The organism is Niallia sp. FSL M8-0099, from assembly GCF_038006945.1.
Classification (GTDB): Bacteria; Bacillota; Bacilli; order Bacillales; family Cytobacillaceae; genus Niallia; species Niallia circulans.
Window position 1 is genome coordinate 1,892,441 of the sequence record NZ_JBBOWF010000002.1, and the last position, 26,280, is coordinate 1,918,720.

Sequence of the window (26,280 nt, forward strand, 5' to 3'; positions counted from 1 at the left end):
GAGGGGGAAGCGCATGCATGAAGAAGTAGAATTAGTGCTTGATGCTAAAGCAGAGCTAGGGGAAGGGCCATGCTGGGATTTCAGGAATAATCTCTTATATTGGGTAGATATTGAAGGGAAAAAAGTACATATGTATAACCATATCTCTGGTAAGCACAAACAAATTCAACTAGAACGTGAAGTGTCAGCCATTATCCCTTGTAGTAAAAAAGATACGGAATTTATTGTTACATTAGATAGCGGTTTTCATCTTTTAAATATAGAAACAGGACAGCTAGAATTCATGACGGATCCAGAGAAGGAATTAACACGAAATCGATTTAATGATGGCAAGTGCGATGCTAAAGGGCGATTGTGGGCAGGAACGATGAGCAGGGATGATAAGAAAGAGGCAGCCCTTTATTGTCTTGGAAAAGATGGCAGATGCACAGCGAAGATGAGCGATTTAACTATTTCAAATGGAATGGCATGGACAAGCGATAATAAATACTTTTACCATATTGATACACCTACCCAAATTATCACTCAATATGAATATGAGTTAGAAACAGGAGAGCTAGGGAGGGCAAAACAGATTATTAATTTCTCTGAGGAAGAGGGATTTCCAGATGGCATGACGATTGATAGCGAAGGAATGCTATGGGTGGCTCATTATGGTGGAGGAAAAGTATCGAGATGGAATCCCGATAATGGTGAAAAACTAGAGGAAATTCTTTTGCCGGTCCCAAATGTGACTTCTTGTACATTCGGGGGAAAAAGGCTGGATGAATTATATATAACTACAGCACGATCTGGTTTAGATGATGAGAAGTTAAAAGAGCATCCACAATCAGGAGGACTATTCAAAGTGAAGTTAGGTATAAAAGGCGTCAAGACTTATTTATATCAGAACTGAAGCTTACTAGTTTATAAGCGCGATTACGTTTTAATAGAGAAAAGAGAGTGGGCAAAAGATAGCCACTCTCTTATTTGATTATTTAACAACTAATAGGGCATTTGGCTCTTTTTATGCTAGTTTGGCTGCTTCTTCCGTTGCTCTTAAGGAGTTTTTCGAACCATCAATTGCTAAAAGAATAGTAGAATACATCATTTACGCCCCTTTTCTGATTTAGTGATCAGATACTTTTGCATTTGGGTTTTGAAAAACAGTAAGCTTATCCACTATCTTTTGACTAGCGGAATTTAACCCTGTCATTATTACTGTATTCTGGTTTTCCTTTAACTTTAAGGCGATTTTATCAATCGCACCAACTGCAGAATCATCCCAAACATGAGAATGGGTAAAATCGATGAAAATCTTGTTGTTGGTAATGGAAGTATCAAATGCTTTAATAAAACTGTCAACAGATGCGAAGAATAATTGACCTTCCACAGTATAGTGCTCTTCATTCGTTCTTTCTTGCTTATGCACCTTAACATGGGAAATCTTCGCTGCGAAAAAGACCGCACTTAACAGGACTCCAGCAATAACGCCAAGGGATAAATTATCGGTTGCAACCACAATAATGACTGTCACAAGCATGACTACGGCATCTGCCTTTGGCGCATTCACGATATATTTGAAGGAAGACCAGTTAAAGGTGCCGATACAAACCATAATCATAATGCCGACTAATACTGGCATTGGAATCTGTACAACGAGACTGCCTAATACCATAATCAAAAACATAAGAAAGACTCCGGCAACAAAGGTAGATAATCGGCCTCTTCCTCCCGATTTTACATTGATGACAGATTGACCAATCATTGCACAGCCAGCCATGCCACCGAAGAATCCTGTCACAATATTAGCGATTCCCTGCCCTCTTGCTTCTCTATTTTTATTGCTTTCTGTATCGGTTGCATCATCAACGATAGAAGATGTTAATAAGGATTCCAGTAGGCCGACAATAGATAAAGCCAATGCATAAGGAAAAATAATCGCTAATGTTTCAAAGGAATATGGCACATTTGGAAGGAAGAAAGTTGGTAAGGACTGTGTAATTTTCCCCAAATCTCCAACAGTAGCAACATTAACATTTCCAAAAATAGCAACAGCCGTTAAAATAATAATAGCAATCAGCGGCGCAGGAATAATCTTTATAAATCTTGGCAAGATATACACAATTAATAATGTAATAATAACGAATAAATAAGTTATATTTGTTACGTTAATAAGATGTGGAACTTGAGCCATAAAAATAAGGATGGCTAAGGCATTAACAAAGCCAATCATCACGGCTCTTGGAATAAACTTCATCAGCTTGGCTATTTTTAATACGCCAAAAATAATTTGAATAATACCAGTTAGAATCGTAGCAGCAAATAAATATTCCAACCCGTAATCTCTGACTAATGGTCCCATTAATAGTGCCATTGCCCCTGTAGCTGCCGAAATCATCCCAGGTCTTCCACCTGTAAACGAAATAACTACAGCCATTGTAAAGGAAGCATATAATCCGATCATCGGATCTACTCCAGCGATAATAGAAAAGGCAATTGCCTCTGGTATTAGCGCTAAGGCAACAACCATTCCTGATAAAATATCCCCGCGGATATTCGAAAACCATTCCCTTTTTATCTTTTCAATCAAATGATTCACCTCAATATTTGTCTTCTGTTTACTAAAAGTAGTCTATCACGATTCTTCCCAAAAAGGAATATATTTTGGGAAAGTTTTTACAAGGTCTTTATTTCTGTCTATAATAGGAAAAAGAGATAACGTTGGAGGCAATGAAGATGATATATGGCTATATTCGCCCAACCATCGCAGATATTCACTGCGAGCAGCAGTTAAAAATACTAAAATCTATATGTGAGCAAGTGTATAAAGAAGAACACGATTCGGCCAAAAATAGAACAGAGCTATTGGAATTGTTGTCGTCCCTTTCCAAGGGAGACAAGATTGTGGTGGTGCAATTATTCGCGATTGCAGACTCGAGTAGACATCTGATGGAGATATTAGATATCCTTGAGAAGAAAGGTGCCTATTTACAGACAATTAAGGAAGATATTGATACAGAAAGAACAAAAAAATATTCATTGTCCGAAATGCTGTCCCATTTAATAGAATTCCAGAATGAAATTATTCGAGAAAGAACCAAAAAAGGGATGGAGTATGCGAAACAGCATGGGAAAACAAGCGGCAGACCTCGAAAAGCCGATGAGAATGTAAAAAAAGCAATCGAGATGTATCAATCAAAAAAATATACCTTGAAAGATATAAAAGAAGAAACAGGGATAAGTAAGTCTACTTTATATCGGTATTTGGAGAATTAGTCATGAAATTATTTTAGAAGGAAAGATGGAGAGCCACAGAGGATTTTATAATTATAATCTAAGAGAAAAAGCAGCAGATTCCAGATAAACAATAACCAGAACAACCATATGTTTGTTCTGGTTTATCATTTAAAACTTAATTTGTTTTTAGCAACTGTTTAACAATGGTACCTAAAGAGCTTTCTCCCATAAACGGAGCCAGTTTCGCCAGGAGTTCTGGAGACAGCCTGTCAGGATCAATGCGAGCTAGTAATCGTTCGATCGCTTCTTCCTCTAAAAAAGGTGACAGCTCAGTAAGCTCCTCTAATTCTATTTCATCATCTACTGCTTTATCCACCAGCATATTTAATGTTTCTTCTCCTATAAATGGGGCCATCTTTCGGATGAATGGCCAGCTGCCTCTTCCACCTGCAATCAAAGTCAATTGATCAATTGTTTCTTCTTCTAAAAAGGGGGCTAATGGCAGAATCTTTTCTTCATTTAAAGGATCCTTTATTTCTTGCAGAACAAGCTCATTTAGAGCTGTGTCACTTACGAATGGAGCTATTTCTGTAATGAACCTCCATGTTAACTTGCCTGTGCTTACTTTTAGGAGCATATCATTCATGTATTCTTCCTCTAAGAATGGCGCTAGATGCAATAACTCCATTGGTTCAGCGGATTCATTAATTAACTGATCAGCTATTTTGTTTAATGCATGTGCAGATACAAAAGGAGCAATACGCTGTATCATTTTCCAATTGATTGCTTTTTTCGCTGCTTCTATAACTATTTCATCTAATGCTTCTGTTTGTAAAAAAGGAGCTAGGTGGACGATGGAGTCTATATCCCAAACATTGGTATTCATCTTTTCTGATACTTTACTCAGCTGGCTAGATTTAATAATAGGAGCGATATCGACAAGCTCATTTACTTGTGCGGATCCTGAATTGATTAAATGAGCAACTTCTTCTGGTTTATCCTCCGATAAATGCTGCACGATTTTTCCTAATTGTTTAGAATGGTCCATCTTATCAACCCCCGCATTCATTAAGAGGTCAATAGATATATCAAATACATGTGCAATAACAGGAATGGTTGTAATATCTGGAAGGGACTCGCCTCTTTCCCATTTTGATATCGCTTGGTGACTAATATTTAATTTATCTGCTAACTCTACTTGGGTAAGATCTTTTTCCTTTCTTAATTTAGATATATAAGCACCAATTTTTCGTGAATCAATCATCCTATCATCTCCTCTATTTTTCCAGTGCGCACTGTCTACTTCGATACTAGCATACATACTGAAGTGTGCCTATCAACGGTTGGTTGAATCTGCGAAAAATAATGATTCTACTGGTAGTAGAATTAGCTGTTTGCAATTATAGATGATGGATCTTGTCTTTCCGAGGTACATAATAAAAACCAATGCCAATTTAGAAACTAAAAAAGTCCACAAAGAGTATCAAAACTCCTTGTGGGCTATTAAAAACTTATACTAGTACGCCTTCTTTATATTCCTTTGTTAAGGTTGGCCAGTATTCTTTATTTGCTTCAATTAAATCATCAAGGACTGCTTTTGCTACTTTAGCTGATGGTAAAGTTTTATTTAAAGTGAAAGCCTGTAATGCTTTTTCGTAGGAACCTTCCACAATTGCTTCAACTAAGATCTTTTCAGATGCTAATTGTTGGTCAATCATTGCTTTATAGAAGTAAGGAATATCTCCCACAAATTCAGGCTTAGGACCGTCACTAGTAATAAGTGCAGGTACTTCAATCATTGCATCAGCTGGCAGGTTTGGAATCGTGCCATTGTTTTCTACCATAACTAAATATCTTTTTCCTAGATTTTGCGCAAGAGATACCGTTACATCTACAATAAATGTTCCATGTACACCAACCGCGAAGGAATCTTCTAAAATCCCTGTCTCTTCATATTTCTTCACTGTTTCAAATAGAGTTTTTTCACGCCCGTCCATTACTTCATTCGCACGGGTATATTCTTTATTAGAAGTTTCGACAATATGATCTGGGAACAAATAGTATTGTAAATAAGGGTTTGGCAGATATTCTGGAAAATGATCCATGATTAGTTTAATGTTCTTAAATGTTTTAATCCAAGAAGAATCGGCATGACGATAGTCAATTTTGGAAATATCTTCTGTCAGTAAACCGTATTTATAAACATGTTCGCGAATCTCTGGCAATCTTTCCGCACCATCCACTTTAATGCTTGTAAACCAGCCAAAGTGGTTTAAACCGAAATAGTCTACTTCTAATTCTTCCCTTTCGACTCCAAGGATTGCTGCAATATTACGCATGGTTGCTACCGGCATATCACAAATATTTAGGACTCTTGAATTTGGTCGTAATTTGCGTACTCCTTCTGCCACAATGGATGCTGGGTTAGAGTAGTTGACAATCCATGCAGTTTCTTTTGCATATTTTTCTACATAATCGATTAATTCGATCATTGGTGCAATCGTTCTAAGTCCATAAGCTAATCCACCAGGACCACAGGTTTCTTGTCCGACTACATTATGGGAAAGAGGGATTTTCTCATCTAGCTCACGCATCGCATATTTTCCAACTCTCATTTGGGCAAATACAAAGTCTACATCCTCAAATGCGGTTTGTGGATCTGTTGTATCAATGACTTTAATTTTATCTGTATATTCCTCAATAACAGCTTTAGCGGCCACAACTACTTTGGCTTGTCTTTCTCCGTCAATATCATAGAAACGAATTTCAGATAGAGGCAGATCCTCTAGACGATCCATCAGACTACGAATAATTCCTGGTGTATAAGTGCTTCCTCCACCTGCAACTGCTAATTTAAATGTCTTCATCTTAAATACCTCCTAATTGTTGGTCTACTTGGTCTCGAACTGATTTCACATTTAAGCCATAAACAACTTGAACATTATTACCAGACTTGATAATGCCTTTTGAGCCTGTTTGTTTTAATGTTTGTTCATCTACTATATTTGGATCTTTCAAAATTAAGCGCAATCTTGTATAGCAATTATCGACATTTTCAATATTCGCTTTTCCACCTAATGCATTAACAATAGTTGCACCTAAAGCAGAGGGGGAGTCATTTCTTGCAGTAGCAGATGCTGCTGCTTCTGCATTTGCTGTCTCACTTGTTTCTGTATCCTTTTCGCGACCCGGTGTTTTTAAATTTAATTTAAGAATTAAGAAGCGGAAAAGTAGGAAATAGATAGCTGCCATTAATAGTCCTACTAAGATAAACATTGGCCAGTTTGATTTCGTCGTACCAAGCGGCAAGTTATATAGCAGGAAGTCAATAAATCCATTAGCGCCAATCGCATGAACATGAAAGATACTTAAGAGCATCATTCCTACACCTGAAAGTACAGCATGTAACACAAACAAGATTGGTGCTGTGAACAGGAAGGCAAATTCTAATGGCTCTGTTACTCCTAGTAAAAAAGAAGTAAAGGCTGCCGGAAGAAGAATGGCTTTTGCGATTGTTTTCTTCTTTTTATCTGCTGTCACATACATGGCTAAAGCTGCACCCATCAGGCCAAACATTTTACTTAGGCCACGAGCATCCCAGTTAACGGTACTGCTTAGTACTTTAATGCTTGAGTCTGCCATTTCAGCAAAGTAGATATTTCTCGCTCCGTAGATAATTTCGTTTCCGATATGGGCTACTCCACCTAGTTCTGTATACAGAAATGGAGTATAAACTAAGTGATGAAGACCGGTTGGGATTAAGATTCTTTCTAAGAATCCATAAATAAGTAAGCCAAATACTCCTAAATTCTTAATGCCGCTTGCAACAGCTGTAATGCCATCTTGTACAAATGGCCAAAATTCTGCAGCAATCGCTCCTAAAATCATGGCACTAGGGATGGCTAAAATAGCAACAAAGCGATGTCCTGAGTAAATGGCCATAACCCCTTTAAATTCTGTGTCACAGTACTTATTGTGTAAGATACCAACTAGAGCACCGAGAAGAATTCCGGAGAAAACACCCATTTCTAACACTTGAACATTTAATACCATTGCTTGACCAGCTAGCTGCATTTCCTCTGGTGCCACTAAGCTGCCAGACAGACTTAACACTTGATGCATGGCATTTATGAAAATAACGAAGGTAACTAGTCCAGTTAAGGCAGCATATCCTTTATCCTTTTTAGCTAAGCCAATTGGAATGCCGACAGCAAAGATTAAAGCAAGGTTTTGTAAAATTGATACAGCAGAAGAAGAAATAAATTTCCCTGTATTTTGGATAGATGGATGTTCTAGAAACGGGATATATTGTGCTAAGTTTCCGTTTCCGAAAACATTTCCAAATGCGATAAATAATCCGATAATCGGAAGAATGAGAATTGGTGCGAATAAGGATTTCCCGAATAGCTGAAGACCATTTACGACCTTTTTCATCTATAAAACCTCCCTTTTTGGTAAGCGTTATCATATCTTTTAATATCCAAAGTATATAATTGAACATATAATTTTGAAAGGGGTTGCAATCATTGTGTACTATGTCTTTCAATCCTGTAACATGTTACACGTTATGGAAGGAAAGGCAAATGGACGAAATAGAGAGGATGTTCTCCCGAGCATCCTCTATTTTGGCGTTATTAAGGAAAGTTGTTAATATTCTTTAATAATCCCCCTTTTAATCGCGATAATTAAGAGTAAATCAATAAGCATAAACATATTGGATTCATAGGAGGTTACCTCAAATTCTTGTTGAGATTCAATAGTAGGGTCAAGGACCGTAAAGACAATATCAGAAATTTTGGCTGTTGAGCTTTTATTATTTCCGGTGAAAAGTATCGTTTTTACGCCTTTATCCTTGGCGATTTTTACTTTCTCTAGTACTTTAGCTGTTTCGCCAGAACGGGAAAAAGCAATGAGTAATTTGTATTTTTGAATATTATTGAGAAAAATGGCACGACTGTCGCTGGTAGTTGTATTGGAAACGTAATAACCAAATAACTCTAATTTCTTAGCGAAATAGCTAGAAAAAAGAGTGGAAAAGCCAGCGCCATAAAAATATATCATTTTATTTTCATTGATTTGAGATAAGAACTGTTCAATGGTTGTCTCATCTAGTGAGTCGATTGTTTGTTTATAATTACGCTTAAAGGAGGATACCGCCTCTATTAATGGTTGATGAATACTATCTACATATTCCACTTCTTGATCAAGCATCTTTGTTACTTTTAAATTTAGGTTGTAAATGAATTCACTATACCCACTAAAACCAAGTTTTTTACAAAGGCGGATAATGGTTGCAGTAGATACGAAGAGATCATTAGCCGCTGCTCGGATACTTAACGTTTCTCCGGCTAACTTTTTCTCTATCAGAAACTGGATAATATCGTTCTCTGCTTCGGTTAAATTTTTGTCATTAGTATAATCAAAAAAAAGCATATCTGAATTTTTCAAATCTATCATCATTCCTTGTTCATATTTTCGTCTAGTATGGATTCTTTTATTATAAATGATGTTTTTTCTATATGGATTGATTGGATAGCATAGCATAATATCTATAGGGATGGCAATACTATTAAAACTATGTAAGTGTTGGAGGTTTTACTTTATGTCCCAATCAAATATAAAACTAACATCTTCAGAAATTGCTTCTCTGTGGACATCTTATTTAAATAACTGTATGTCTAAACAGGTTCTCACTCATATGGTACAACATGTGAAGGATCGGGAAATTGTCGATGCTATTCGCTTTGCTTACCGATTTGCTCAAAAACAGGAAAAGCGCTTTGCGAAAATTTTCCTGGAAGATAAATTTGCCATACCACATGGCTTCACAGAAGACGATGTAAATAAAAAGGCCCCAGCCTTGTTTACCGATCCCTTCTGTTTAGCCTATATTAATCAAATGGCAAAAGCAGGATTAGTGGCATACGGGGGATTCTTATCAATGTGCACACGGAAAGATATAATCCGTTTTTTTCAAGAGGGACTACTGGATACTTCAAAGCTATATCAGTTAAGTACCTCTATTCTTGATAAAAAAGGATTGTTAGTCCGAGCCCCCTTTACTTCCGTACCAAAGGAAGTCGATTATATTGAAAATAGAAAATACTTGAGTGGTTTCTCTTTATTTCACAAAAAGAGACCATTAAATGCAGTGGAAGTTTCCCATCTTTTTATGAATACACAGACGAATAATATGGGACTTAAGATTACCTTGGCTTTCGCCCAGACAACGACGAATAAAGAAGTACAGGCTTATATGTTAAGAGGAAAAGATATTTCACAAAAACACTTAAAAATATTTACAGATACTCTATTAAAAGAAGGGATACAAAGTCCGAACACTTCCGATATTGGTATTACAGATTCTACTGTACGCACTTTTTCTGATAAATTAATGATGTTTCATATAAGTTTATTGAGTGCCTCAGGAATTGGAAATTATGCATTAGCGGGAGGAGCTAGTCAAAGAAGTGACCTGCTACTTAATTATGATAGGCTTTCGATCGAAATTGGCCAGTATGCCAAAGATGGGGCAGATTTAATGATTGACTATAATTGGGTGGAGCAGCCGCCGTCAATTATAAAGATTAAAAATGATGTAACAGGGAAATAGAGAGAAATTATATTCACAGTGTATACAAACTCCTGTATTTTGGAAAGAAATTGGAGTTAAGTATATTTATTAACCTCTTTCAATCAGGGGGTTGCTTTCCGTGGCGCTCGCGCTGAGCCGCGGTCTGCTTACAGCCTGCAGGGTCTTAGGCTGTCTCGCTAACCACAGGAGTCTCACCCCCTCCACTCCAAGCAACGCATGAAAATGCAATTCTACTTCTCCAATATCTTTTTGTCGACAAACTCAAATTATTTTTCCCTGTTACTCTTTTCTAAGCTTCCCGCTCCTCATTAAGCTTGCTGTTCTTTTTAACCTTATGAGCGCTTTCCTCTAAGATGTACATGACCGGTAATTGAGAAGTGATATTTGATCGTCCTGTATATACTTCTGTAACATAATACGCAATATTTATATCAGATATTTTTGCAAGGTGACAGTCTTTACTATTAGTAATGCTAATAATATTGCAGCCTTCCATTTTTAATCGATTTGCAAGATGAATGGTATAATCTGTTTCACCAGAAACCGATAAGATGATAGCGATACATTTTTTCAGCTCCTTGCTGTTAATTGGGTAAAAGGGGTCTTTTATAAAAGTGGAAAACTTCCCTAAACTTGAAAAATATCTAGCACCATACTCCGCTAAAATGCCTGAACTTCCTGTTCCTACAAAAATTACTTTATCAGATTGACTAACCATATCCGCAGTTTCTTGTATATATGTTTCGAAATTACCTTTCATTGTGCGTTCTAAGAACTCAGAAAGATAGTATTTCGTTGACTTTAAGTTTTCTTGCTTACTTCTATCTAAATATAATTTTAATTTAACCTTAAACTCGGAAAAACCATCACAGTTTAACTTTCGGCAGAATCTAAGAATACTAGATGTGGATACATGCGTTTCATCGGATAATTCTCTAATACGCATATATATAACTTTATCGATATTTTTTGTAACATAGTTATAGAGTAGCATTTCTAAATCATTAAAGGATTGGATCATTTCATTTGTGAACAAATTATTCCCTCCTACTCTAAATAGAATTTTCCTTACATTCACCATTTTTCCAACTATTAATGGACTGAAAGTATATGTGAATCGCAAATAGATGAAAAATTCGCTGTCCATAAAAATATAAATGGTTCAACTAATCATCAGTGGGGATGACTTCCTTAATCATGGTAATCTTTCCTCTATTATAAAACAGGTTGTGACTAAAATGTAACAAATTCCTTCCGAAGAAAAAAGATAGTAAGTGGTTATTTTTACTTCTAATTAGTTTGCAAACGCATACATTTTAAGTGGAAGGGGGTATGTAATTGCCTGAGAAAATTAGAAATTCCTTGTGGGGTCAGCTTTTGCGCCGATTGAGTAAGGGGAGCATATGATGAAAAAGGATCATTCGAATGAGAATATTATACAAAAATCAATTATTGGAGGGAAGAAAATGAAGAAATTACTTTTAGTTTGTGCAGCGGGAATGTCTACTAGTTTATTAGTAAATAAAATGAAAGATGCAGCAAAAGAAAAAGGAATAGAGCTCGAAATCTTTGCATTGCCAGTATCAGAATGTCAAAAAGTCGCACATGAAGTGGATGTCGTTTTATTAGGTCCTCAGGTGCGTTACCAAAAACCACAGGTGGAGGAGATTATTGCGGGGAGAGTTCCGGTAGAAGTAATTGATATGAGAGCATATGGAATGATGAATGGCAAAGCAGTATTAGAAAGAGCATTAGAATTAATGGCATAAATCAATCAGCAACTTGCACCTAAAGAAGCCTGCAAAAATAGTTTTCCAATGTAAAAATAACATATTTATTTAGGGGGAATTATAATGGGTTTTATGGCGGCCTTTGAAAAGTTTGCGGAGAAAACGTTAGTGCCAGTTGCAGCAAAATTAAACTCGCAAAGGCATATCGTTGCTATCCGCGATGCATTTATTCTATCTTTTCCTATTACGCTTGCAGGTTCATTAATTGTATTACTAAATTTTGCTGTCTTAGCACCAGACGGATTCATTGCCAAAATCCTATTCTTGCATAAATTATTTCCAAATTTAGCTGATTTACAAGCGGTTTTTTCTCCTGTATTAAATGGCTCTGTTAATATATTATCTATGTTCATCGTCTTTCTCGTTGCCAGAAATATGGCAATTTCACTCAAAGCCGATGAATTATTAAGTGGGCTGACAGGTCTTTCTGTATTTTTTATTATTTATCCACCATATACCAATGTAGAAGGAACCAACTTTTTAACAACTCAATGGGTAGGAGCACAGGGACTATTTGTTGCTTTAATTGTGGGATTACTAGTTGGTGAGCTTTTCAGCAGATTATCTAGATCCAAAAAATTACAAATAAACATGCCTGATTCTGTACCTCCGGCTGTTTCTCGTTCTTTTAAAGTATTATTTCCTATTATAATTATTACTGTGGTGTTCGCTATTGCAAACGCTTTAATAAATGCAGTTTATCCAGAAGGCTTACATGGATTTATTTACGCAGTGATTCAAACTCCATTGAAGAGTTTAGGCACCAATATTGTTTCCTTAGTTATCTTAGCGATAGTTTCCAACCTATTATGGGTTTTTGGAATCCATGGTCCGAATACCATTGCTGCTATACGGGAAGCTATGTTTGCAGAAGCGGGCTTAGAAAACCTTAACTTCGTCGCAGAGCACGGTACAGCTTGGGGAGCACCATATCCCGTAACTTGGGCAATTAATGATGCTTTTGCAAACTATGGTGGTTCCGGAATGACGCTGGGATTGCTTATTGCTATCTTTATTGTGGCAAAAAGGCAGGATTACAGGGATATTGGAAAACTTTCACTTGCACCAGGGATATTTAATATAAATGAGCCAATTATTTTTGGTTTGCCAGTTGTATTAAATCCAATTTTAATTGTGCCATTTATTCTTGTTCCAGCCATAAATATTATTATTGGATATGTTGCGATTGTATCAGGATTGATTCCACCAATTGCGTATTCCGTTCCATGGACTACACCAGGACCGTTGATTGCTTTCCTTGGAACAGGTGGAAATTATATTGCGCTATTGCTTGGTTTTGTTTGCTTGGCTGTTTCTACACTGGTGTATATACCATTCGTTATGGCAGCAAATAAAGCAAACGCCGTAAGTTATGGAGGGGAGAAAAAGTGATTCGGCTGCTTCTGCTTAAAGTGATAGAAAAATGAATCAATATACTATTCAATTTTTCTGTGGACAAATAAATTATGTCCGAGATGTTTTTGAAAATTACCAGGATGATTACATCACAACTAGCATAAAGGTTATTAACAAGATTAAAGCGGAGCTAGTAGTTGTTACATCTTTATCAGCGGAGCTTGCCATACGCCATGTAGAGAAAATATTTCAGCAGTCTAAATATGGTTGTGCGCTCCACTTTCATACGACCATAACAGAAGGATAATCAATAGAAAATGTCAAACAAGGGGTACTTCTTTAAGGAGTATCCCTTGCTATAATTTCGAGTTAGTTAATAGTATTTTTTATGATAGTATGTAAAGGCTACGAAAGAATGGAATTTTAATACTAGGTAAAATCTGCATCTTTCTTTTTAGCTCGTATTACCTTATAATTATTTTAACTTTATTTTTAAGCAGGGGGAGATTTCGATGAGTGAAGTCTCTTTCTGTTTGTTTGCGATTTTACAAATAAGCAATGGATTTTTACTATTGACACAATTGGTGTATAGTTATTAATAGATAATTTTTAGAAGGAATAGGGTGTTGAACAATGAGTGAATATCGAGTATTACTTTATTATAAATATGTACCGATTGAAAATCCGGAGGAATTAACCAAAGAGCATTTAGCTTTTTGTAAAGAACTAGGATTATTAGGTCGAATTCTAATTTCCCACGAGGGGATTAATGGAACAGTTTCTGGTACGGTAGAGCAAACAGACAAGTATATCGAAGCAATGAGACAGGATCCGCGTTTCAGCGATACTATTTTCAAAATTGATGAAGCAGATGGACATGCTTTTAAGAAAATGCATGTTCGTCATAAAAAAGAATTAGTTAACTTAAGCTTAGAGGACGATGTAGATCCACTTAAATTAACTGGTAAGCACTTAAAGCCAGCAGAATTTTATGAGAAAATGCAAGATCCTGATACAATTGTGATCGATGCTCGTAATGATTATGAATATGATCTTGGTCATTTCCGAGGTGCGATTAAGCCAGAAATTGAAACATTTAGAGAACTGCCACAATGGATAAAAGAAAATAAAGATATACTAGAAGGTAAAAAGATTCTTACTTACTGTACGGGTGGAGTAAGATGTGAGAAATTCTCTGGCTGGCTAATGAAAGAGGGTTTTGAAGATGTAAGCCAATTAGATGGGGGAATTGTGACTTACGGAAAAGACCCAGAAGTACAAGGCGAGCTTTGGGATGGTCAATGCTACGTATTCGACCAAAGAATCAGTGTGCCAGTCAATCAAAAAGAACATGTGATTGTAGGACGTGACTTCTTTACTGGGGAGCCATGTGAAAGATATGTAAACTGTGCAAACCCAGAGTGTAACCGCAAAATGCTTTGCAGTGAAGAAAATGAAGAGAAGTATATGAGAAGCTGCAGCCATGAGTGCCGCACACATCCAAGAAACTTCTATGTAAAACAACATGGACTCACACAAGAGCAAGTGGAAGCAAGAGTAAAAGAAATTGCTCAATGGGAAGAAGAAAGCAAAGTAATGTAATAGGAAAGGCTGTCCGTTGCGGGCGGCCTTTTTTAGTTTGAGAGAGGTTTGGCTGATAGATGCATCACTTTGGCTGATAAGCGCTCCAGTTTGGCTGAAAAAATCAAAGTTTGGCTGATAAGTGCACCAGTTTGGCTGAAAAAATCAAAGTTTGGCTGATAAGTGCTCCAGTTTGGCTGAAAAAACCAAAGTTTGGCTGATATCTACTCCAATTTGGCTGATAAAATCAAAGTTTGGCTGATAAGCGCTCCAGTTTGGCTGAAAAAATCAAAGTTTGGCTGATAAGTGCACCAGTTTGGCTGAAAAAATCAAAGTTTGGCTGATATCTACTCCAATTTGGCTGATAAAAGCAAAACTTGATTGAAAAGGCAATAGCTTTCTGCAAATAAAAAACGAAAAAGAGGCTAATATCCCACGTATTTATGCGATATCAACCTCATTTCCCCACTTCATATTCATTGCAGACAAACCAAGTTTGTCTGCAACGTTTCAAAACTACTAGTTTGATGTGTACTCTAGCCCAGTGCTTTTCTTACAATTCGAATGTTTCCCCTAGTTCTAATACTTTCCCTTTCAAACCAAGTTCTTCAAGCTTATTTACAAACGCCTTAGCGTCTTGCTCAATTACAGGGAATGTATTGTAGTGGATGGGAATAATTAATTTTGCTTGATACCATTCGGCTGCTTGCAGCGCATCCTCGGGTCCCATTGTAAAATGGTCTCCAATGGGTAGAAAGACAACGTCTAAATGGTGTCGGTCTCCAATCATCTTCATATCACTGAAAAGTCCAGTGTCTCCGGCATGATGGATGGTTTTCCCTTCTGCTTCAATAATATATCCACCTGGCATTCCGCCATATAAGATATTTTTATTTTCTTCATCAATAATCCCGGAACTGTGGAATGCATGCGTCATTTTTGCTTTAGCAAAGCCTAAATCGACTGTTCCGCCGATATTCATACCAATTGTTTCTACACCTTGCCAAGACATATAAGCAGCTAATTCAGGGTTAGCAACAACTGGAGCATTATTTGCTTTGGCGATTGGTGCCGCATCGAGAATATGATCCATATGTGCATGTGTCAGTAAAACAGCATCCACTTTCACTTCTTCCACTTTTGTAACAGCAGAAGGGTTGCCACTAATAAACGGGTCAATAATTAAAGACTTTCCTTCTGTACTAATTTCAATAGTGGATTGACCATGATAAGTAATTTTCATGCAAAATCATCTCCTTAAAATTCCACATAGGTGGATTATTGTCCATTTTAGATTAAAGCAGAGAAAGGAAAAATACCAAATGATATGCTTGTCTATTTCTCAAATCAGTATTGACACTAACTTGTAAGGAAATACGCAGAGACAAGAAAGGCTATTGTTGTTTCGGCTGACATAAAGCTAGCATAATAAAAGAAATAATGGTGATGGTTATTACCCAAATCCAAGCCATTTTCATATTGCCAGTTTCAATGGCGACATAAATAGCAGTAGGCAGTGTCTGTGTTTTCCCTGGGATATTACCGGCAAACATTAAAGTTGCACCAAATTCTCCTAAACCTCTGGCAAAGCTAAGGATGCTTCCAGACATAAGCGAGTGGGAGGCTAGTGGAATAGAAATAGATGTTAAAACTTTCCACTCGTTTGCCCCATCAACACGTGCCGCCTCTTCAATCGAGCGGTCAATCTGGATAAACCCAGCCTTTGCCGATTGATACATTAAAGGAAAAGACACCATAAACGCAGCAATTACTGCAGCCCACCATGTAAAAATAATTGGTTGATGAAAAAGCCATTCGATTCCTTTTCCAATGATACTATTGCGCCCAAAGACAACGAGCAATAAAAAGCCAGTAACTGTTGGGGGAAGAACGATTGGCAGTAACAAACAGGTTTCCAGCAATACCTTGCCTTTAAATTTTCGTCTCGCTAATAAAGCGGCTAGAATTATTCCCGAAACAATGACGCAGACAGTGGCAATGAGTGACACTTGCAAGGAAAGAGAAATGGGAGACCAAAAGTTACTCCAATCCTCTTTAGTTAACAATAAATCCATTTTCTTTAAAAACCTCTAGGCTAATGGGTGTCTGCAAATAGTCATAAAATAGTTTGGCTGCCTGATAATGCTTACTGTCTTTGATGATACCTAGAGGATAAACAATGGGAGAATGACTCGCTTCATCCGCAATTGCTGCTACCTGAACAGTATCAGAAGTCTTTGCATCGGTTCCATAAACAATGCCTGCTGCTACATTATTTGTTTCTACATAAGAAAGAACTTGGCGCACATCCTTTGCAGGAACGATATTTTCTTGGATCTTTTCCCATATATGCAGGGATTGCAGTGTTTCTTTTGCATAATTTCCTGCTGGAACGGATTCGGGTATACCGATAGCGATTTTTTCTGTATCCAATGTTTCTAAATCTGCAAAGTTATCGATAGTAGTGTCAGCCTGTTTATTGGTGATTAATACTAAATTATTCTTAACTAAGTTCATATGATCGGAATCCCTAATGAAGCCATCCTTTATTAAAAGCGCCATCTTATCCTCTGCTGCAGAGAGAAATAAATCGACGGGAGCTCCCTGGGAAATTTGCTGCTGCAATGCTCCAGATGAACCAAAATTAAAAGTTAGGGTAATATCTGGATGCTCCTTTTCGAATTTCTCTTTGATTGACTCTAATGCATCTTGCATACTGGCAGCAGCAGAGATGGTTAAGGAAATAGGTTCTTGTTTAGATGCTGCTGATTGCCCTTGCTTATTGCTGCAAGAAGCTAAAATCAATATCGTAATTAAGAGTATAATAGGTTGGAATTGTTTTTTCATCATGCCTCTCCTTTTTGCCAAACCTCCATTAGGGTTTTCTGTTCTTGTTTATTCAAAGTGGATAATGGCTCTCTACAAATACCTGCTTCTATGTTGCTTTCAGATAATAGATATTTAATAGCCCGCAGTGCACCTATTTCTAGAATAGTATGTATCGTTGGCAGCAATTTGGAGAACTGTTTTTCCGCCAATTCCCATTTTTGTGATTTTATCAATTGAACAATTTGTTGTATTTCTTGGGGGAAAATATTTCCTATTATACTAGTAATTCCATTATATCCGTTACGCAAATGGTCTAAAAGGTATAAATCTGTACCGGTTAAGACAGAGAAGGATGAACCAAGCTCTTTTTGAAGGATAAGAGCATTGTCGGGATTTCCAGCTTCCTTTAACCCTTTTATTTGGGGACGTTTCTCTACTATACGATAGAGAGTATTTAATTCCAGGTTAAATCCAGTACGGGATGGATTATTGTAAAGCAAGATGGGTAAATCGGTAACTGTGCAAACTTGTTCGACATATGCTACAGCTTCTTTCTGACTTATTCGTAAATAAGGAGGAAACCCTAGCATTATTCCATCTAACCCTTCTTTTTGAGCAGCTTCTGCTAGTCGAATCGCCTCTGTCGTTCTTACAGCAGCAACTCCACCAATGAGAAGGAAATCATCTTTCCCTGCGGACTTTACCTCCCGATAGAGAATCTGTCTTTCTTCGATTGTCATGGAATGCTGTTCCTCTGTTGATCCACTAATAAGCAGTGCTGGGACATGATTCTGTTTATAGTAATCTATTAATGAATAGATGCCGGTTTGCGAAAGCTTTTCCCTTTGGTCAAAGGGGGTTACCATTGCAACACTATATGAAACAAATGGATTTTGTGTAATCATTTTCCTAACTCCTTTCAAAATAGATTATACTTAAACTATTCAGATAATGGTACAGAAAGCTGTCTAATGAAGTCTTTCTATCAATTTATCTTTTTCTTGGGATGAAATCAATATGAAGTGGAGAAGGGAGTAGAAGTTTTATGATGAGAGTGGCACTTAATTATGCAATTATGCTGGAGCAAGTGAAAGCAAAGGGATTTAAGGAAGAGGCGGTTAGCAAAGCTCTCGAAACAGAAGATTTTGCGTTCTTTCAGAACTGTGGAAATGGCTTGCCAGATTGGCAGACGCTTTTCTCCTATTATAAAGACAATAAAGCTAGCGTCAAAGCGATTATGCAAGATGATTATGAAATAACCTTTTTGACTAAGGGAACGTTAAAAAGGCTTATACTATTGAAATATCAATTAGTAGAGGGAAGAGACTATGAGGACCGCGGTGAATCAATTGGAACTATTACATTGCCGAAGGAATCCCTTCAGCAATTTACAAAGATATTAGCCAAAAACTGGACTATTGTCGTATTGGAAGAAAATCCAGACAATGTTATCTTTGATGTAAAGTTATTTGTAATCGATTAAATGAAAATGGGACAAGTGGTTGTTATTTTTACATGAAATCTTTCTTTATATATATAGAAGGAGGTAAAGATAACATATAGGCAAAAGAGGCTAATGAAGATTAGTCCCTTTTTTTACAACAAAAATAGAACATATGTTCCTTTTGGGAGGTCGAAAGGATGAAAGAATGCCGTTCTTCTCAATCAGAAGCTTTTACCGCATTTTTAGAGGAAAATAAATCATTATTAAGCAATCCAATTGTAAAGAGTTTTTTGCAGAAAAAGGTCAATGTTCATCTGTTAAAAAAAGCGCTAGAATGTCCGACAAAGGAAAATAAAGAAAAGGTGGATGAATCTTTTAAAAAGCATTTCTTTACCATTCGGTTTACTTCGTATATCACTTCTTCGATGGAGTACAGTACCATAAATTTTAATAAAAACTTATCCATGTATCAAAAACGATTTCCGTTAATACTGACTGAGAAGGAAGAGGGAGGAGAAAAGGATATTAATCTAAATGATAAAGAGGCTGAAATAGAAGCAATAGTCGAGAAGGAGGCACGATGGTCTGAGATGGAGGAATATATTTCAAATAAAACAATCTATTCAGCCGTTCTGAGCTTGACTCCTTCCCAACGAAAAATCCTTACCTATGCCTATCTTTATAAATTTACGGATACAGAAATTGCCCGGAGAATTCGAACGTCTCAACAATATGTTTCAAAAACAAGAAAAACGGCTTTAAAACGTATTCTTTCAATTATCAATAACAAGGAGGAAGGCAGATGGAATTAGTAGATATGACGCAATGGATGACAATGATTAGCAATTTTGGTTTTCCACTAACCTTATCTTTATTTGTTCTCCTAAGATTAGATAAAAAAATGGATCAACTACTGAAGGAATGGAAGGAAACCCAGGAAGACGAGCGAAAGGAAAAGGACAAATGACCGATATGTATACGATGGTAAAAAGGGCAAAGGTAGATCCGGAAATGCTCCATGAGCTAATAAAGTTGTTCGAACCAAAGGTAAATAAATTAACAAAAAGAACAAGTCCAAATGATATGGCAGATCTTTCACAAGAGCTGAAGTTAATGCTTATACAATCTACCTATCAATATGACCTAGACAGTATTCCGGGCTTTTGGGAATTTAAAGATCAGCTTAATAGAGAATGACAGCTATTAAAAAGTCCGAGTCCAACTAGTGACAAGCAGCATGCAGAGTTGGATCGGATTTTTACCATACTCATTACACATTCCTATTTAATAAGCTAAGCGTAATTTCAAAAAGATGGTTTTTGTAATCCCCATCAGGTAATTTACTTAGTTGTTTAATTGCTTTCTCTGTATATTTTTTAGCAAGGAGCTCTGCTTTTTCGACTCCTTTATATTTAGCAATAAGTTTAGAAAGCTGCGTCATATCTTCGTCAGTCAAGGATTCTTTTTTATCTAATATAGGAATCAGCTCATGCGGATTTGCTTGGATTGCATAGATAAGTGGTAAATTATAGTGACCTTGTTTAATATCTGCCATCACAGGCTTTCCTAATGTTTGGGAATCTCCTTTATAATCGAGAATATCGTCCATTATTTGAAAAGCCATGCCAATATAATGCCCCATATTCCAAGCATTCATGGCGAGTGGTCTGCTTGCTTCACTTTCAACCGCACCAGAATAGCAGCTTACGGCAAAAAGCTGGGCTGTTTTTCCAGAGACTCTTGCTAAATATTTTTTCACCGTAACAGTAGATTGGTATCGAGCGTTTAATTGATCTAATTCTCCGCTTAAGATTTTTTCCATGCTGCGGGCATTAAATTCTAAATGGGAAAGAGATGTTGCGTACTTAGATAAAATGGTAAAACAAACACAGAATAAATAATCACCCGCATAGATGGCAAACTTATTTCCATTATGAGTATGAATGGTTGGAATGTTATGTCGTGTTGGCGATTCATCAATAACATCGTCATGAATCAGCGTCGCCATATGCAAGGTTTCCAACGCTGCTGCCACTGCTATTGCACGATTTTTATCTTTAGACGGACCTATTTGTGAACAAAGGAGGGAATAGGCAGGTCTGAGTAGCTTGCCACCGGAATAAATTAAATCCTTAATCGTTTTTTCAACTACTTTGTCACGAACACGAATATTGCTTTCAATTAATTGAAGTACTTTTGACAAGTCATTTTTTAATTCTGGATACGTATCCCACATTTGATGTACACGCATAGTTTAACCTCTTTCCTATCTAGATTCGTTTATTTCCGATAAATCTCTATAATACTGTAGTTTTTCTACATGTGTGATTAAATAGTTGGCTAGTATTCCTATTGCTATTCCTGATAGGATACCGATAAAAGATAGAATAGGTAAATATAAGAATACTGTCCAGGTTTGTGCAACAAAACTTGCAACTGCTAATTGACCAATATTATGAAGAATGGCTCCAGTTGTACTAACGCCAATTAAGCTAATTCGTTTTGTTCCAAGCTGCTTTACACCCCACATGCCGATAAAGCTTAAGAGGGCTCCGCTGGCACTATACATAAAAGTAGAAAGTGTTCCTCCTAATAAGGTGGCTAGACAGAGCCGGATTGCGACCACTTGAAAGGCATCTTTAGTAGGAAGTGTATATAAGGCTAAGCAGGTAATAATATTTGCTAATCCAAGCTTTGCTCCGGGAGCAAATGCAAAGGGAAATGGGATAGCCCGTTCTAATAAGCTTATAATTACCGCTTGAGAAGCAAGCAGTGCTATATATACAAGGCGTTGATTTTTTGTCATCTTCTCAACTTCCATTCTTGCGATATAATTATTACTATAAATAAGTTGATTGTAGGTTAAATAAATACTGACTCCTATTAATCAGTACAGGGCAAAAAAGAATACGGTATGATAGATTCTTTATTCTATAACTAATCTTATTGTTAAACAGATTGATGCAAGCATCCTAAAGTGGAAGACAATCTACTGTCTTAAAAGCTTAAGGGTTAAGAAAAGATCAAAGAATATAAAACCACTAGCTTCTTTTTTCTCCTTTACTGATTCAAAGGGTGCTAGAAACATGGGAACTTTAATTCCCTATGTTTCTAGCAAATTTTTTATTATTTATAGTCTTTATAGATTGCTCGTTCTTTACCATACCACCAGTCGCCCAATTTTCTTTGAAGGAAAGGAACAACCCAATAATCTAATCCAAATGTACGACCAGACCCATTCATTAAAGCAATAGAAGCTGGCAAGGCCCAAACTTTATCCCAGCCAAGCATTGCAGTAAGTGTAAACATTACTAGGAATGCAGCACTTGCAGCATTTGCTAACCATGTGAATAAACCAGCAAGAATGGCTAATCCGATTGCTAACTCAATGAAAATCATCATTTTTTGCATAAATAGTGCAACTTCCGGAGTTGGAAGCATAATTTTCATAATCCACTCAAACCAGAATGGCATTTTATTTAATATGGGGGTTGCAAAGTCAGTAGAAGCAGCAGCTTCACTTGCACCACTTGTAGCAGTTTGCAGCCATTCAAAAGGCATTTTGACACTTGTTGCAGTTAACCATGAATCGTCTCCAAGACCATTAAATAAGTTTGGAACCTTTGACCAGCTGGAAATAGAATCTTTCCATGTGGATTCTCCCCAAAGCTTCGCACATGCTTCTACAATCCAGAAACCTGCGACAAATACACGTAAAGGTAAGCTCCAAAGAACATTGCCATAGCGGGTTAAGAAATCACGGAAAATATTACGTTTATCTTTTGTGTGGAAAAATTCATGCATCACATATTGGTACATATAATAGCCGCTTCTAATACCAAAGAAATAATATAGATTAACCATATGCTTCATGAAATTTGCAAACCAGCCGCTTAAATGCATGCCGCTTAAATTTGCAACACCGTATCTTGCTCCGATAGAAACCATAACCCCATGGTATTTACCTTCATATTTTTCTTTTTCACCGCCGCTGATTTCTGCAATAATATTCTTTGCTGCAGTCATAGCAGTCTGTTCGGCCGCTTCCACAATTTGTGGAGTTGGTTTTCCAGGCTCTTCTTCAAAATAGGCTAAGTCGCCGACTACATAGACATCTTTATAGTCTTCAGATTCCATATGAGCATTTACTTTTAAGCGGCCTGCTCTTCCAGCTGACATGCCGTAATCTTTTGTATCTGAATTTGCGCGGACCCCAGCTGTCCATATAAGAGTGTAAGTTGGAAGCTCTTCGCCTGATTTTAATACGATAGCGTCTTCTTTTACTTCGACGATTGGAGAGCTTTTTAAGATTTTTACTCCTTTTTTTACCATATAGCTTTCTGCTTTATCGGCATCTCTGCGTTCTAGCATATTTAATATAGTAGGAGCAGCTTCTACCACATATAAAGTAATATCCTCTGCATCTAGCTTATTGTCTTTGGCTAATCTTTCTTTCCATTCAATCAGTTCTCCAACCATTTCGATTCCTGTGAAGCCTGAACCACATACAGTAAAGGTAAGCATTGCCTTTCTTGTAGCTTCATCATGAACACGAGCAGCTTTACGAACAATCTTTTCAATATGTTCTCTTAATTTAACAGCATCTTCCCAAGACCAAAGGGTAAAGCCATTTTCTTGTACTCCGGGTGTACCAAAGTCATTTGGTTCGCCGCCCATCCCTAGGATGAGATAATCGAAGGAGAATTGGCCGTTTTCAGTTGTAACTAATTTACTTTGATAATCAACATGTTTCACGTTGTCTGTAACCAATTTAACCTTTGTACGATTAAATAAACGACGTAAATCAAATTGAATAGCATCTGGTTCTACTCTATGCGCAGCAACCTCATGTAATTCAGTCATCATTGTATGATAGGAATGTCTATCTATAAGTGTAATGGAAACCGAATCATCTTTTTTATACTTTTTAGCAAGCTTTTTTGCGGCATGAACTCCCGCATAGCCTGCTCCGATTATGACAATATTTTTCTTGTCCATTTCTTCCTATTCACTCCCTTAATTGTTAATTATATATTTGTGAAGTTTTGAACAATTTTAATATAACAATGTGGTTTTTATCTGTCTATGGACTTCATAGAATGTCTACAATTTAAAATTTTGATTGTTCACATTTTCGAAACATTTGTAAATAGTGGATTTTTGTCATAAATTCTCCATATTTTAAAGAGATGCTGATAAACACTATTAAGACAATGATTATTCCGTAAATCAGCTATTTTATAGGGTTTTGTCCACCAAAAAGTCGATAGACAGTGGCAGAAAGCAATGATAAAATGACGGTGTTATAAATGTGAATAAATTCACATGACCAATAATTTAAAGACTTGTTTATATTTAGAGACAAGATAAAACAATCGAAATGTGATATTCATAGAAGGGATGATTTTAATGAATAAATTCAAATTCGCTGCGATTCTTTTTCTTGCCCTCCTTTTATTAATTGGATGTGGAAAACAAAAGGAATCGAACGCAATGGTAAATAGTAATCCGTATAAAAGAACGGAATTTTTAATGGGGACAGTTGTCACGATTAAAATCTATGATAAAGACAAGGAAGCTGTACTGGATAAAGTATTTGATCGAATAGAGTTATTGGCAAGCCAAATCACAGTAAATGAAGATGGGTCGATTGTTGATGAAATAAATGAAAATGCTGGTCGGAATCCAGTTCAGGTCCCAGAAGATATTTACCGTTTAGTGAAAGCTGGTAAAGAATATAGTGGGTACTCAGGAGGGGACTTTGATATAACGATTGGACCATTAACTAATTTATGGCATATTGGATTCCCGGACGAGAAAAAGCCAACACAATCAGAAATTAATGCCGTTCTACCATTGATCAACTATACAAAGATAGAATTAAATGAAGACAAGCAAACGGTATTTTTGCCGGAACAAGGAATGATGCTGGATTTAGGGGGAATTGCCAAAGGGTTTATTACAGACGAAGTTATAAAAGTATTAAATGATAATAAGGTAGAATCTGCGATTGTTGATTTAGGAGGAAACATTTATGTAAAAGGAACAAATCCTACTGGAAAGCCGTGGGAAGTAGGAGTTCAAGATCCATTTTCCGATAGAGGTGAAATGGTGGGGAAAATGGAGGAAACGAATACTTCGATCGTTACTTCTGGGATATATGAGCGGTATTTAGAGGTGGATGGAGTAAAATACCATCATATTCTCAGCCCTAAAAATGGCTATTCTGTCAATAATGAAGTTGCGGGTATTACGATTGTTTCTGATAAATCATTTGATGGAGACGGATATTCAACAACCATATTTATAAAAGGGATAGAAGAAGGGTTAAAGGCGGTAGAAAAAATGGAGGGAATAGAGGCCATCTTTGTAACCAAGGATAAAGAGGTTTATTTAACTTCAGGTCTAAAAGGTAAATTTACTTTAACAAATGAGAAATTTAAATTAGCAAATGAATAAAAAGAAGAGGGAGGTCATTTGGAATGTCGATTCGTTCATTTTTAAAGTTAGTTGAAATACAAACAAAAATAGCTAGTATCTTTCCATTTTTTATTGGCATATTATTTGTATTATATCGTTATGAGGCACTTCATTGGAAAAATACACTAATATTCTTTGCCTCTATGTTAATCTTTGATTTAACAACAACGGCGATTAATAATTATATGGATTATCGAAAGGCAAATAGTGATGAATATAGGAAGGAAAAAAACGTAATAGGACAAGAGGGGATAAAGGAAAGCACCGTTATCGCAACCATATTCACCCTTTTTTTTACAGCAACGGGGCTAGGTATTTGGCTTACTGCTGAAACAGGATTATTGGTGCTTTTGATTGGATTTATCTGCTTTTGCATTGGCATCCTCTATACCTTTGGACCAATTCCCTTATCAAGAATGCCTTTAGGAGAAGTTTTTTCCGGTGTAACAATGGGATTTGGGATCGTTTTTCTTACGGTCTATGTCAATGCGTTTGATTATGGGATTGCGTCCTTAGTATGGGAACAAGACATGATTTTGCTGCAAGTAAACATAATAAAAATAATAGAAATTATCATTGTATCTTTACCTTGTATGTTTACGATCGCGAATCTTATGCTGGCAAACAATATTTGTGATGTAGAAGACGATATAAAAAATCATCGTTTCACTTTACCATTTTATTTAGGAAAGAAATACTCCTTATGGCTGTATAATGGCCTTTATGCGGGATCCTTTATGGCTATATTAATCTCTGTGTTTTTTCACTTACTACCAGTTATTGCGTTAATTAGCTTAATTGCTATTTTACCAGTTTATAAGCATATTCGGATTTTTAACCAAATCCAAGTTAAATCTAAAACATTTAGTTTAGCAGTGAAAAACTTAATTATTGTGAATGGATGTCTAGTATTATCTTTAGCTATGTTTTTTATTATTAGTTAAATAAATAATTGCTAGCATTTTAAGCTTTTCTATGGAGGGGGT

Annotated in this window: 27 protein-coding genes; 13 read left to right on the top strand and 14 right to left on the bottom strand. The window is 36.5% G+C overall.

Translation table 11 applies throughout. From position 1 onward, the window contains the following. The first annotated feature begins 13 nt into the window (after positions 1 to 13). On the top strand, positions 14 to 895 hold the full coding sequence (locus NSQ92_RS23910; protein WP_047944681.1) for an SMP-30/gluconolactonase/LRE family protein: 882 nt from the start codon (positions 14 to 16) through the stop codon (positions 893 to 895). Between the two features lie 111 nt (positions 896 to 1,006). Here the strand turns inward: NSQ92_RS23910 and NSQ92_RS23915 are convergent, their stop codons facing one another. Further along, a complete protein-coding gene (locus NSQ92_RS23915) occupies positions 1,007 to 1,090 on the bottom strand; it encodes a universal stress protein (RefSeq protein WP_321198323.1) in 84 nt (27 codons plus the stop codon). Between the two features lie 18 nt (positions 1,091 to 1,108). Then, on the bottom strand, positions 1,109 to 2,572 hold the full coding sequence (locus NSQ92_RS23920; protein ID WP_047944682.1) for a SulP family inorganic anion transporter: 1,464 nt from the start codon (positions 2,570 to 2,572) through the stop codon (positions 1,109 to 1,111). Positions 2,573 to 2,718: 146 nt separating this feature from the next. Here NSQ92_RS23920 and NSQ92_RS23925 point away from each other — a divergent pair, with 146 nt between their 5' ends. Then, positions 2,719 to 3,258 carry a recombinase family protein gene (locus tag NSQ92_RS23925; protein ID WP_047944683.1) on the top strand — a complete coding sequence of 180 codons (540 nt, stop codon included), beginning with the start codon at positions 2,719 to 2,721 and terminating at the stop codon, positions 3,256 to 3,258. 136 nt (positions 3,259 to 3,394) lie between these two features. On the opposite strand, the gene NSQ92_RS23930 is transcribed toward NSQ92_RS23925, so the two are convergent. From NSQ92_RS23930 to NSQ92_RS23945, 4 genes are all read right to left on the bottom strand, one after another. Continuing rightward, positions 3,395 to 4,483: a helix-turn-helix domain-containing protein gene (locus tag NSQ92_RS23930; protein ID WP_061801192.1), complete on the bottom strand. Its 1,089-nt coding sequence runs from the start codon at positions 4,481 to 4,483 to the stop codon at positions 3,395 to 3,397. A 247-nt stretch (positions 4,484 to 4,730) separates the two neighbouring features. Next, on the bottom strand, positions 4,731 to 6,086 hold the full coding sequence (locus NSQ92_RS23935) for a 6-phospho-alpha-glucosidase (RefSeq protein WP_341153265.1): 1,356 nt from the start codon (positions 6,084 to 6,086) through the stop codon (positions 4,731 to 4,733). 1 nt (position 6,087) lies between these two features. Further along, the gene (locus tag NSQ92_RS23940) at positions 6,088 to 7,653 is read right to left on the bottom strand and encodes a PTS transporter subunit EIIC (RefSeq protein WP_341133265.1); all 1,566 of its coding nucleotides are present in this window, start codon (positions 7,651 to 7,653) and stop codon (positions 6,088 to 6,090) included. Positions 7,654 to 7,866: 213 nt separating this feature from the next. Beyond that, positions 7,867 to 8,667: a MurR/RpiR family transcriptional regulator gene (locus tag NSQ92_RS23945; RefSeq protein WP_341153266.1), complete on the bottom strand. Its 801-nt coding sequence runs from the start codon at positions 8,665 to 8,667 to the stop codon at positions 7,867 to 7,869. A 154-nt stretch (positions 8,668 to 8,821) separates the two neighbouring features. On the opposite strand from NSQ92_RS23945, the gene NSQ92_RS23950 reads away from it, so the two are divergent. After that, positions 8,822 to 9,832, top strand: coding sequence for a DUF3231 family protein (locus NSQ92_RS23950; RefSeq protein WP_047944688.1), 1,011 nt, complete (start codon positions 8,822 to 8,824; stop codon positions 9,830 to 9,832). 271 nt (positions 9,833 to 10,103) lie between these two features. On the opposite strand, the gene NSQ92_RS23955 is transcribed toward NSQ92_RS23950, so the two are convergent. Beyond that, complete coding sequence (locus NSQ92_RS23955) at positions 10,104 to 10,850, bottom strand: MurR/RpiR family transcriptional regulator (RefSeq protein WP_341153267.1); 747 nt, start codon at positions 10,848 to 10,850, stop codon at positions 10,104 to 10,106. 430 nt (positions 10,851 to 11,280) lie between these two features. Between NSQ92_RS23955 and NSQ92_RS23960 the strand changes: the two genes are divergently transcribed. From NSQ92_RS23960 to trhO, 4 genes are all read left to right on the top strand, one after another. Next, positions 11,281 to 11,583: a PTS sugar transporter subunit IIB gene (locus tag NSQ92_RS23960; RefSeq protein ID WP_047944695.1), complete on the top strand. Its 303-nt coding sequence runs from the start codon at positions 11,281 to 11,283 to the stop codon at positions 11,581 to 11,583. 84 nt (positions 11,584 to 11,667) lie between these two features. Continuing rightward, positions 11,668 to 12,996 carry a PTS sugar transporter subunit IIC gene (locus NSQ92_RS23965; protein WP_047944690.1) on the top strand — a complete coding sequence of 443 codons (1,329 nt, stop codon included), beginning with the start codon at positions 11,668 to 11,670 and terminating at the stop codon, positions 12,994 to 12,996. A gap of 31 nt (positions 12,997 to 13,027) precedes the next feature. Beyond that, entirely contained in the window at positions 13,028 to 13,267 is a 240-nt protein-coding gene (locus NSQ92_RS23970) for a hypothetical protein (RefSeq protein ID WP_047944691.1), read from the top strand. A gap of 326 nt (positions 13,268 to 13,593) precedes the next feature. Further along, positions 13,594 to 14,562, top strand: coding sequence for an oxygen-dependent tRNA uridine(34) hydroxylase TrhO (gene trhO / locus NSQ92_RS23975; protein ID WP_047944692.1), 969 nt, complete (start codon positions 13,594 to 13,596; stop codon positions 14,560 to 14,562). Between the two features lie 532 nt (positions 14,563 to 15,094). On the opposite strand, the gene NSQ92_RS23980 is transcribed toward trhO, so the two are convergent. The 4 genes from NSQ92_RS23980 to NSQ92_RS23995 all read right to left on the bottom strand — a co-directional run bounded on the left by NSQ92_RS23980 (position 15,095) and on the right by NSQ92_RS23995 (position 18,275). Beyond that, complete coding sequence (locus tag NSQ92_RS23980; RefSeq protein ID WP_047944283.1) at positions 15,095 to 15,784, bottom strand: metal-dependent hydrolase; 690 nt, start codon at positions 15,782 to 15,784, stop codon at positions 15,095 to 15,097. Positions 15,785 to 15,935: 151 nt separating this feature from the next. Beyond that, positions 15,936 to 16,616 carry a molybdate ABC transporter permease subunit gene (gene modB, locus NSQ92_RS23985; RefSeq protein ID WP_061801195.1) on the bottom strand — a complete coding sequence of 227 codons (681 nt, stop codon included), beginning with the start codon at positions 16,614 to 16,616 and terminating at the stop codon, positions 15,936 to 15,938. Beyond that, a complete protein-coding gene (modA, locus tag NSQ92_RS23990) occupies positions 16,597 to 17,388 on the bottom strand; it encodes a molybdate ABC transporter substrate-binding protein (protein WP_061801196.1) in 792 nt (263 codons plus the stop codon). The genes modB and modA overlap by 20 nt, the downstream gene beginning before the upstream one ends. Further along, entirely contained in the window at positions 17,388 to 18,275 is an 888-nt protein-coding gene (locus NSQ92_RS23995) for a dihydrodipicolinate synthase family protein (RefSeq protein ID WP_341153268.1), read from the bottom strand. The genes modA and NSQ92_RS23995 overlap by 1 nt, the downstream gene beginning before the upstream one ends. Before the next feature lie 140 nt (positions 18,276 to 18,415). Between NSQ92_RS23995 and NSQ92_RS24000 the strand changes: the two genes are divergently transcribed. The 4 genes from NSQ92_RS24000 to NSQ92_RS24015 all read left to right on the top strand — a co-directional run bounded on the left by NSQ92_RS24000 (position 18,416) and on the right by NSQ92_RS24015 (position 20,011). After that, positions 18,416 to 18,853 (top strand): hypothetical protein, encoded by a 438-nt coding sequence (locus tag NSQ92_RS24000; RefSeq protein ID WP_341153269.1) that lies wholly within the window; start codon positions 18,416 to 18,418, stop codon positions 18,851 to 18,853. Positions 18,854 to 19,011: 158 nt separating this feature from the next. Next, a complete protein-coding gene (locus NSQ92_RS24005) occupies positions 19,012 to 19,626 on the top strand; it encodes a sigma factor-like helix-turn-helix DNA-binding protein (RefSeq protein ID WP_095322657.1) in 615 nt (204 codons plus the stop codon). Continuing rightward, positions 19,617 to 19,781: a YvrJ family protein gene (locus NSQ92_RS24010; RefSeq protein WP_095257964.1), complete on the top strand. Its 165-nt coding sequence runs from the start codon at positions 19,617 to 19,619 to the stop codon at positions 19,779 to 19,781. Before NSQ92_RS24005 ends, NSQ92_RS24010 begins: the two co-directional genes overlap by 10 nt. Then, positions 19,778 to 20,011 carry a hypothetical protein gene (locus tag NSQ92_RS24015; protein WP_341153270.1) on the top strand — a complete coding sequence of 78 codons (234 nt, stop codon included), beginning with the start codon at positions 19,778 to 19,780 and terminating at the stop codon, positions 20,009 to 20,011. Before NSQ92_RS24010 ends, NSQ92_RS24015 begins: the two co-directional genes overlap by 4 nt. A 73-nt stretch (positions 20,012 to 20,084) precedes the next feature. Here the strand turns inward: NSQ92_RS24015 and NSQ92_RS24020 are convergent, their stop codons facing one another. The 3 genes from NSQ92_RS24020 to NSQ92_RS24030 all read right to left on the bottom strand — a co-directional run bounded on the left by NSQ92_RS24020 (position 20,085) and on the right by NSQ92_RS24030 (position 23,812). Next, positions 20,085 to 21,065: a polyprenyl synthetase family protein gene (locus NSQ92_RS24020; protein WP_061801200.1), complete on the bottom strand. Its 981-nt coding sequence runs from the start codon at positions 21,063 to 21,065 to the stop codon at positions 20,085 to 20,087. A 15-nt stretch (positions 21,066 to 21,080) separates the two neighbouring features. Further along, complete coding sequence (locus NSQ92_RS24025) at positions 21,081 to 21,620, bottom strand: Gx transporter family protein (protein WP_047944275.1); 540 nt, start codon at positions 21,618 to 21,620, stop codon at positions 21,081 to 21,083. Positions 21,621 to 21,940: 320 nt separating this feature from the next. Next, positions 21,941 to 23,812 carry an FAD-dependent oxidoreductase gene (locus tag NSQ92_RS24030; RefSeq protein WP_047944274.1) on the bottom strand — a complete coding sequence of 624 codons (1,872 nt, stop codon included), beginning with the start codon at positions 23,810 to 23,812 and terminating at the stop codon, positions 21,941 to 21,943. Between the two features lie 411 nt (positions 23,813 to 24,223). On the opposite strand from NSQ92_RS24030, the gene NSQ92_RS24035 reads away from it, so the two are divergent. Both NSQ92_RS24035 and menA read left to right on the top strand, forming a co-directional pair. Further along, positions 24,224 to 25,273: an FAD:protein FMN transferase gene (locus tag NSQ92_RS24035; protein WP_061801201.1), complete on the top strand. Its 1,050-nt coding sequence runs from the start codon at positions 24,224 to 24,226 to the stop codon at positions 25,271 to 25,273. Positions 25,274 to 25,296: 23 nt separating this feature from the next. Next, a complete protein-coding gene (gene menA, locus NSQ92_RS24040; protein WP_047944272.1) occupies positions 25,297 to 26,238 on the top strand; it encodes a 1,4-dihydroxy-2-naphthoate polyprenyltransferase in 942 nt (313 codons plus the stop codon). Positions 26,239 to 26,280 lie beyond the last annotated feature (42 nt).

What these genes read in the sequence shown, in the direction of transcription:
- NSQ92_RS23910 (WP_047944681.1), top strand. Translation starts at nt 14, where the DNA reads ATGCATGAAGAAGTAGAATTAGTGCTTGATGCTAAAGCAGAGCTAGGG.
- NSQ92_RS23915 (WP_321198323.1), bottom strand. Translation starts at nt 1,090, where the DNA reads ATGATGTATTCTACTATTCTTTTAGCAATTGATGGTTCGAAAAACTCC.
- NSQ92_RS23925 (WP_047944683.1), top strand. Translation starts at nt 2,719, where the DNA reads ATGATATATGGCTATATTCGCCCAACCATCGCAGATATTCACTGCGAG.
- NSQ92_RS23930 (WP_061801192.1), bottom strand. Translation starts at nt 4,483, where the DNA reads ATGATTGATTCACGAAAAATTGGTGCTTATATATCTAAATTAAGAAAG.
- NSQ92_RS23935 (WP_341153265.1), bottom strand. Translation starts at nt 6,086, where the DNA reads ATGAAGACATTTAAATTAGCAGTTGCAGGTGGAGGAAGCACTTATACA.
- NSQ92_RS23940 (WP_341133265.1), bottom strand. Translation starts at nt 7,653, where the DNA reads ATGAAAAAGGTCGTAAATGGTCTTCAGCTATTCGGGAAATCCTTATTC.
- NSQ92_RS23950 (WP_047944688.1), top strand. Translation starts at nt 8,822, where the DNA reads ATGTCCCAATCAAATATAAAACTAACATCTTCAGAAATTGCTTCTCTG.
- NSQ92_RS23960 (WP_047944695.1), top strand. Translation starts at nt 11,281, where the DNA reads ATGAAGAAATTACTTTTAGTTTGTGCAGCGGGAATGTCTACTAGTTTA.
- NSQ92_RS23965 (WP_047944690.1), top strand. Translation starts at nt 11,668, where the DNA reads ATGGGTTTTATGGCGGCCTTTGAAAAGTTTGCGGAGAAAACGTTAGTG.
- NSQ92_RS23970 (WP_047944691.1), top strand. Translation starts at nt 13,028, where the DNA reads ATGAATCAATATACTATTCAATTTTTCTGTGGACAAATAAATTATGTC.
- trhO (WP_047944692.1), top strand. Translation starts at nt 13,594, where the DNA reads ATGAGTGAATATCGAGTATTACTTTATTATAAATATGTACCGATTGAA.
- NSQ92_RS23980 (WP_047944283.1), bottom strand. Translation starts at nt 15,784, where the DNA reads ATGAAAATTACTTATCATGGTCAATCCACTATTGAAATTAGTACAGAA.
- modB (WP_061801195.1), bottom strand. Translation starts at nt 16,616, where the DNA reads ATGGATTTATTGTTAACTAAAGAGGATTGGAGTAACTTTTGGTCTCCC.
- modA (WP_061801196.1), bottom strand. Translation starts at nt 17,388, where the DNA reads ATGAAAAAACAATTCCAACCTATTATACTCTTAATTACGATATTGATT.
- NSQ92_RS23995 (WP_341153268.1), bottom strand. Translation starts at nt 18,275, where the DNA reads ATGATTACACAAAATCCATTTGTTTCATATAGTGTTGCAATGGTAACC.
- NSQ92_RS24000 (WP_341153269.1), top strand. Translation starts at nt 18,416, where the DNA reads ATGATGAGAGTGGCACTTAATTATGCAATTATGCTGGAGCAAGTGAAA.
- NSQ92_RS24005 (WP_095322657.1), top strand. Translation starts at nt 19,012, where the DNA reads ATGAAAGAATGCCGTTCTTCTCAATCAGAAGCTTTTACCGCATTTTTA.
- NSQ92_RS24010 (WP_095257964.1), top strand. Translation starts at nt 19,617, where the DNA reads ATGGAATTAGTAGATATGACGCAATGGATGACAATGATTAGCAATTTT.
- NSQ92_RS24015 (WP_341153270.1), top strand. Translation starts at nt 19,778, where the DNA reads ATGACCGATATGTATACGATGGTAAAAAGGGCAAAGGTAGATCCGGAA.
- NSQ92_RS24020 (WP_061801200.1), bottom strand. Translation starts at nt 21,065, where the DNA reads ATGCGTGTACATCAAATGTGGGATACGTATCCAGAATTAAAAAATGAC.
- NSQ92_RS24025 (WP_047944275.1), bottom strand. Translation starts at nt 21,620, where the DNA reads ATGACAAAAAATCAACGCCTTGTATATATAGCACTGCTTGCTTCTCAA.
- NSQ92_RS24030 (WP_047944274.1), bottom strand. Translation starts at nt 23,812, where the DNA reads ATGGACAAGAAAAATATTGTCATAATCGGAGCAGGCTATGCGGGAGTT.
- NSQ92_RS24035 (WP_061801201.1), top strand. Translation starts at nt 24,224, where the DNA reads ATGAATAAATTCAAATTCGCTGCGATTCTTTTTCTTGCCCTCCTTTTA.
- menA (WP_047944272.1), top strand. Translation starts at nt 25,297, where the DNA reads ATGTCGATTCGTTCATTTTTAAAGTTAGTTGAAATACAAACAAAAATA.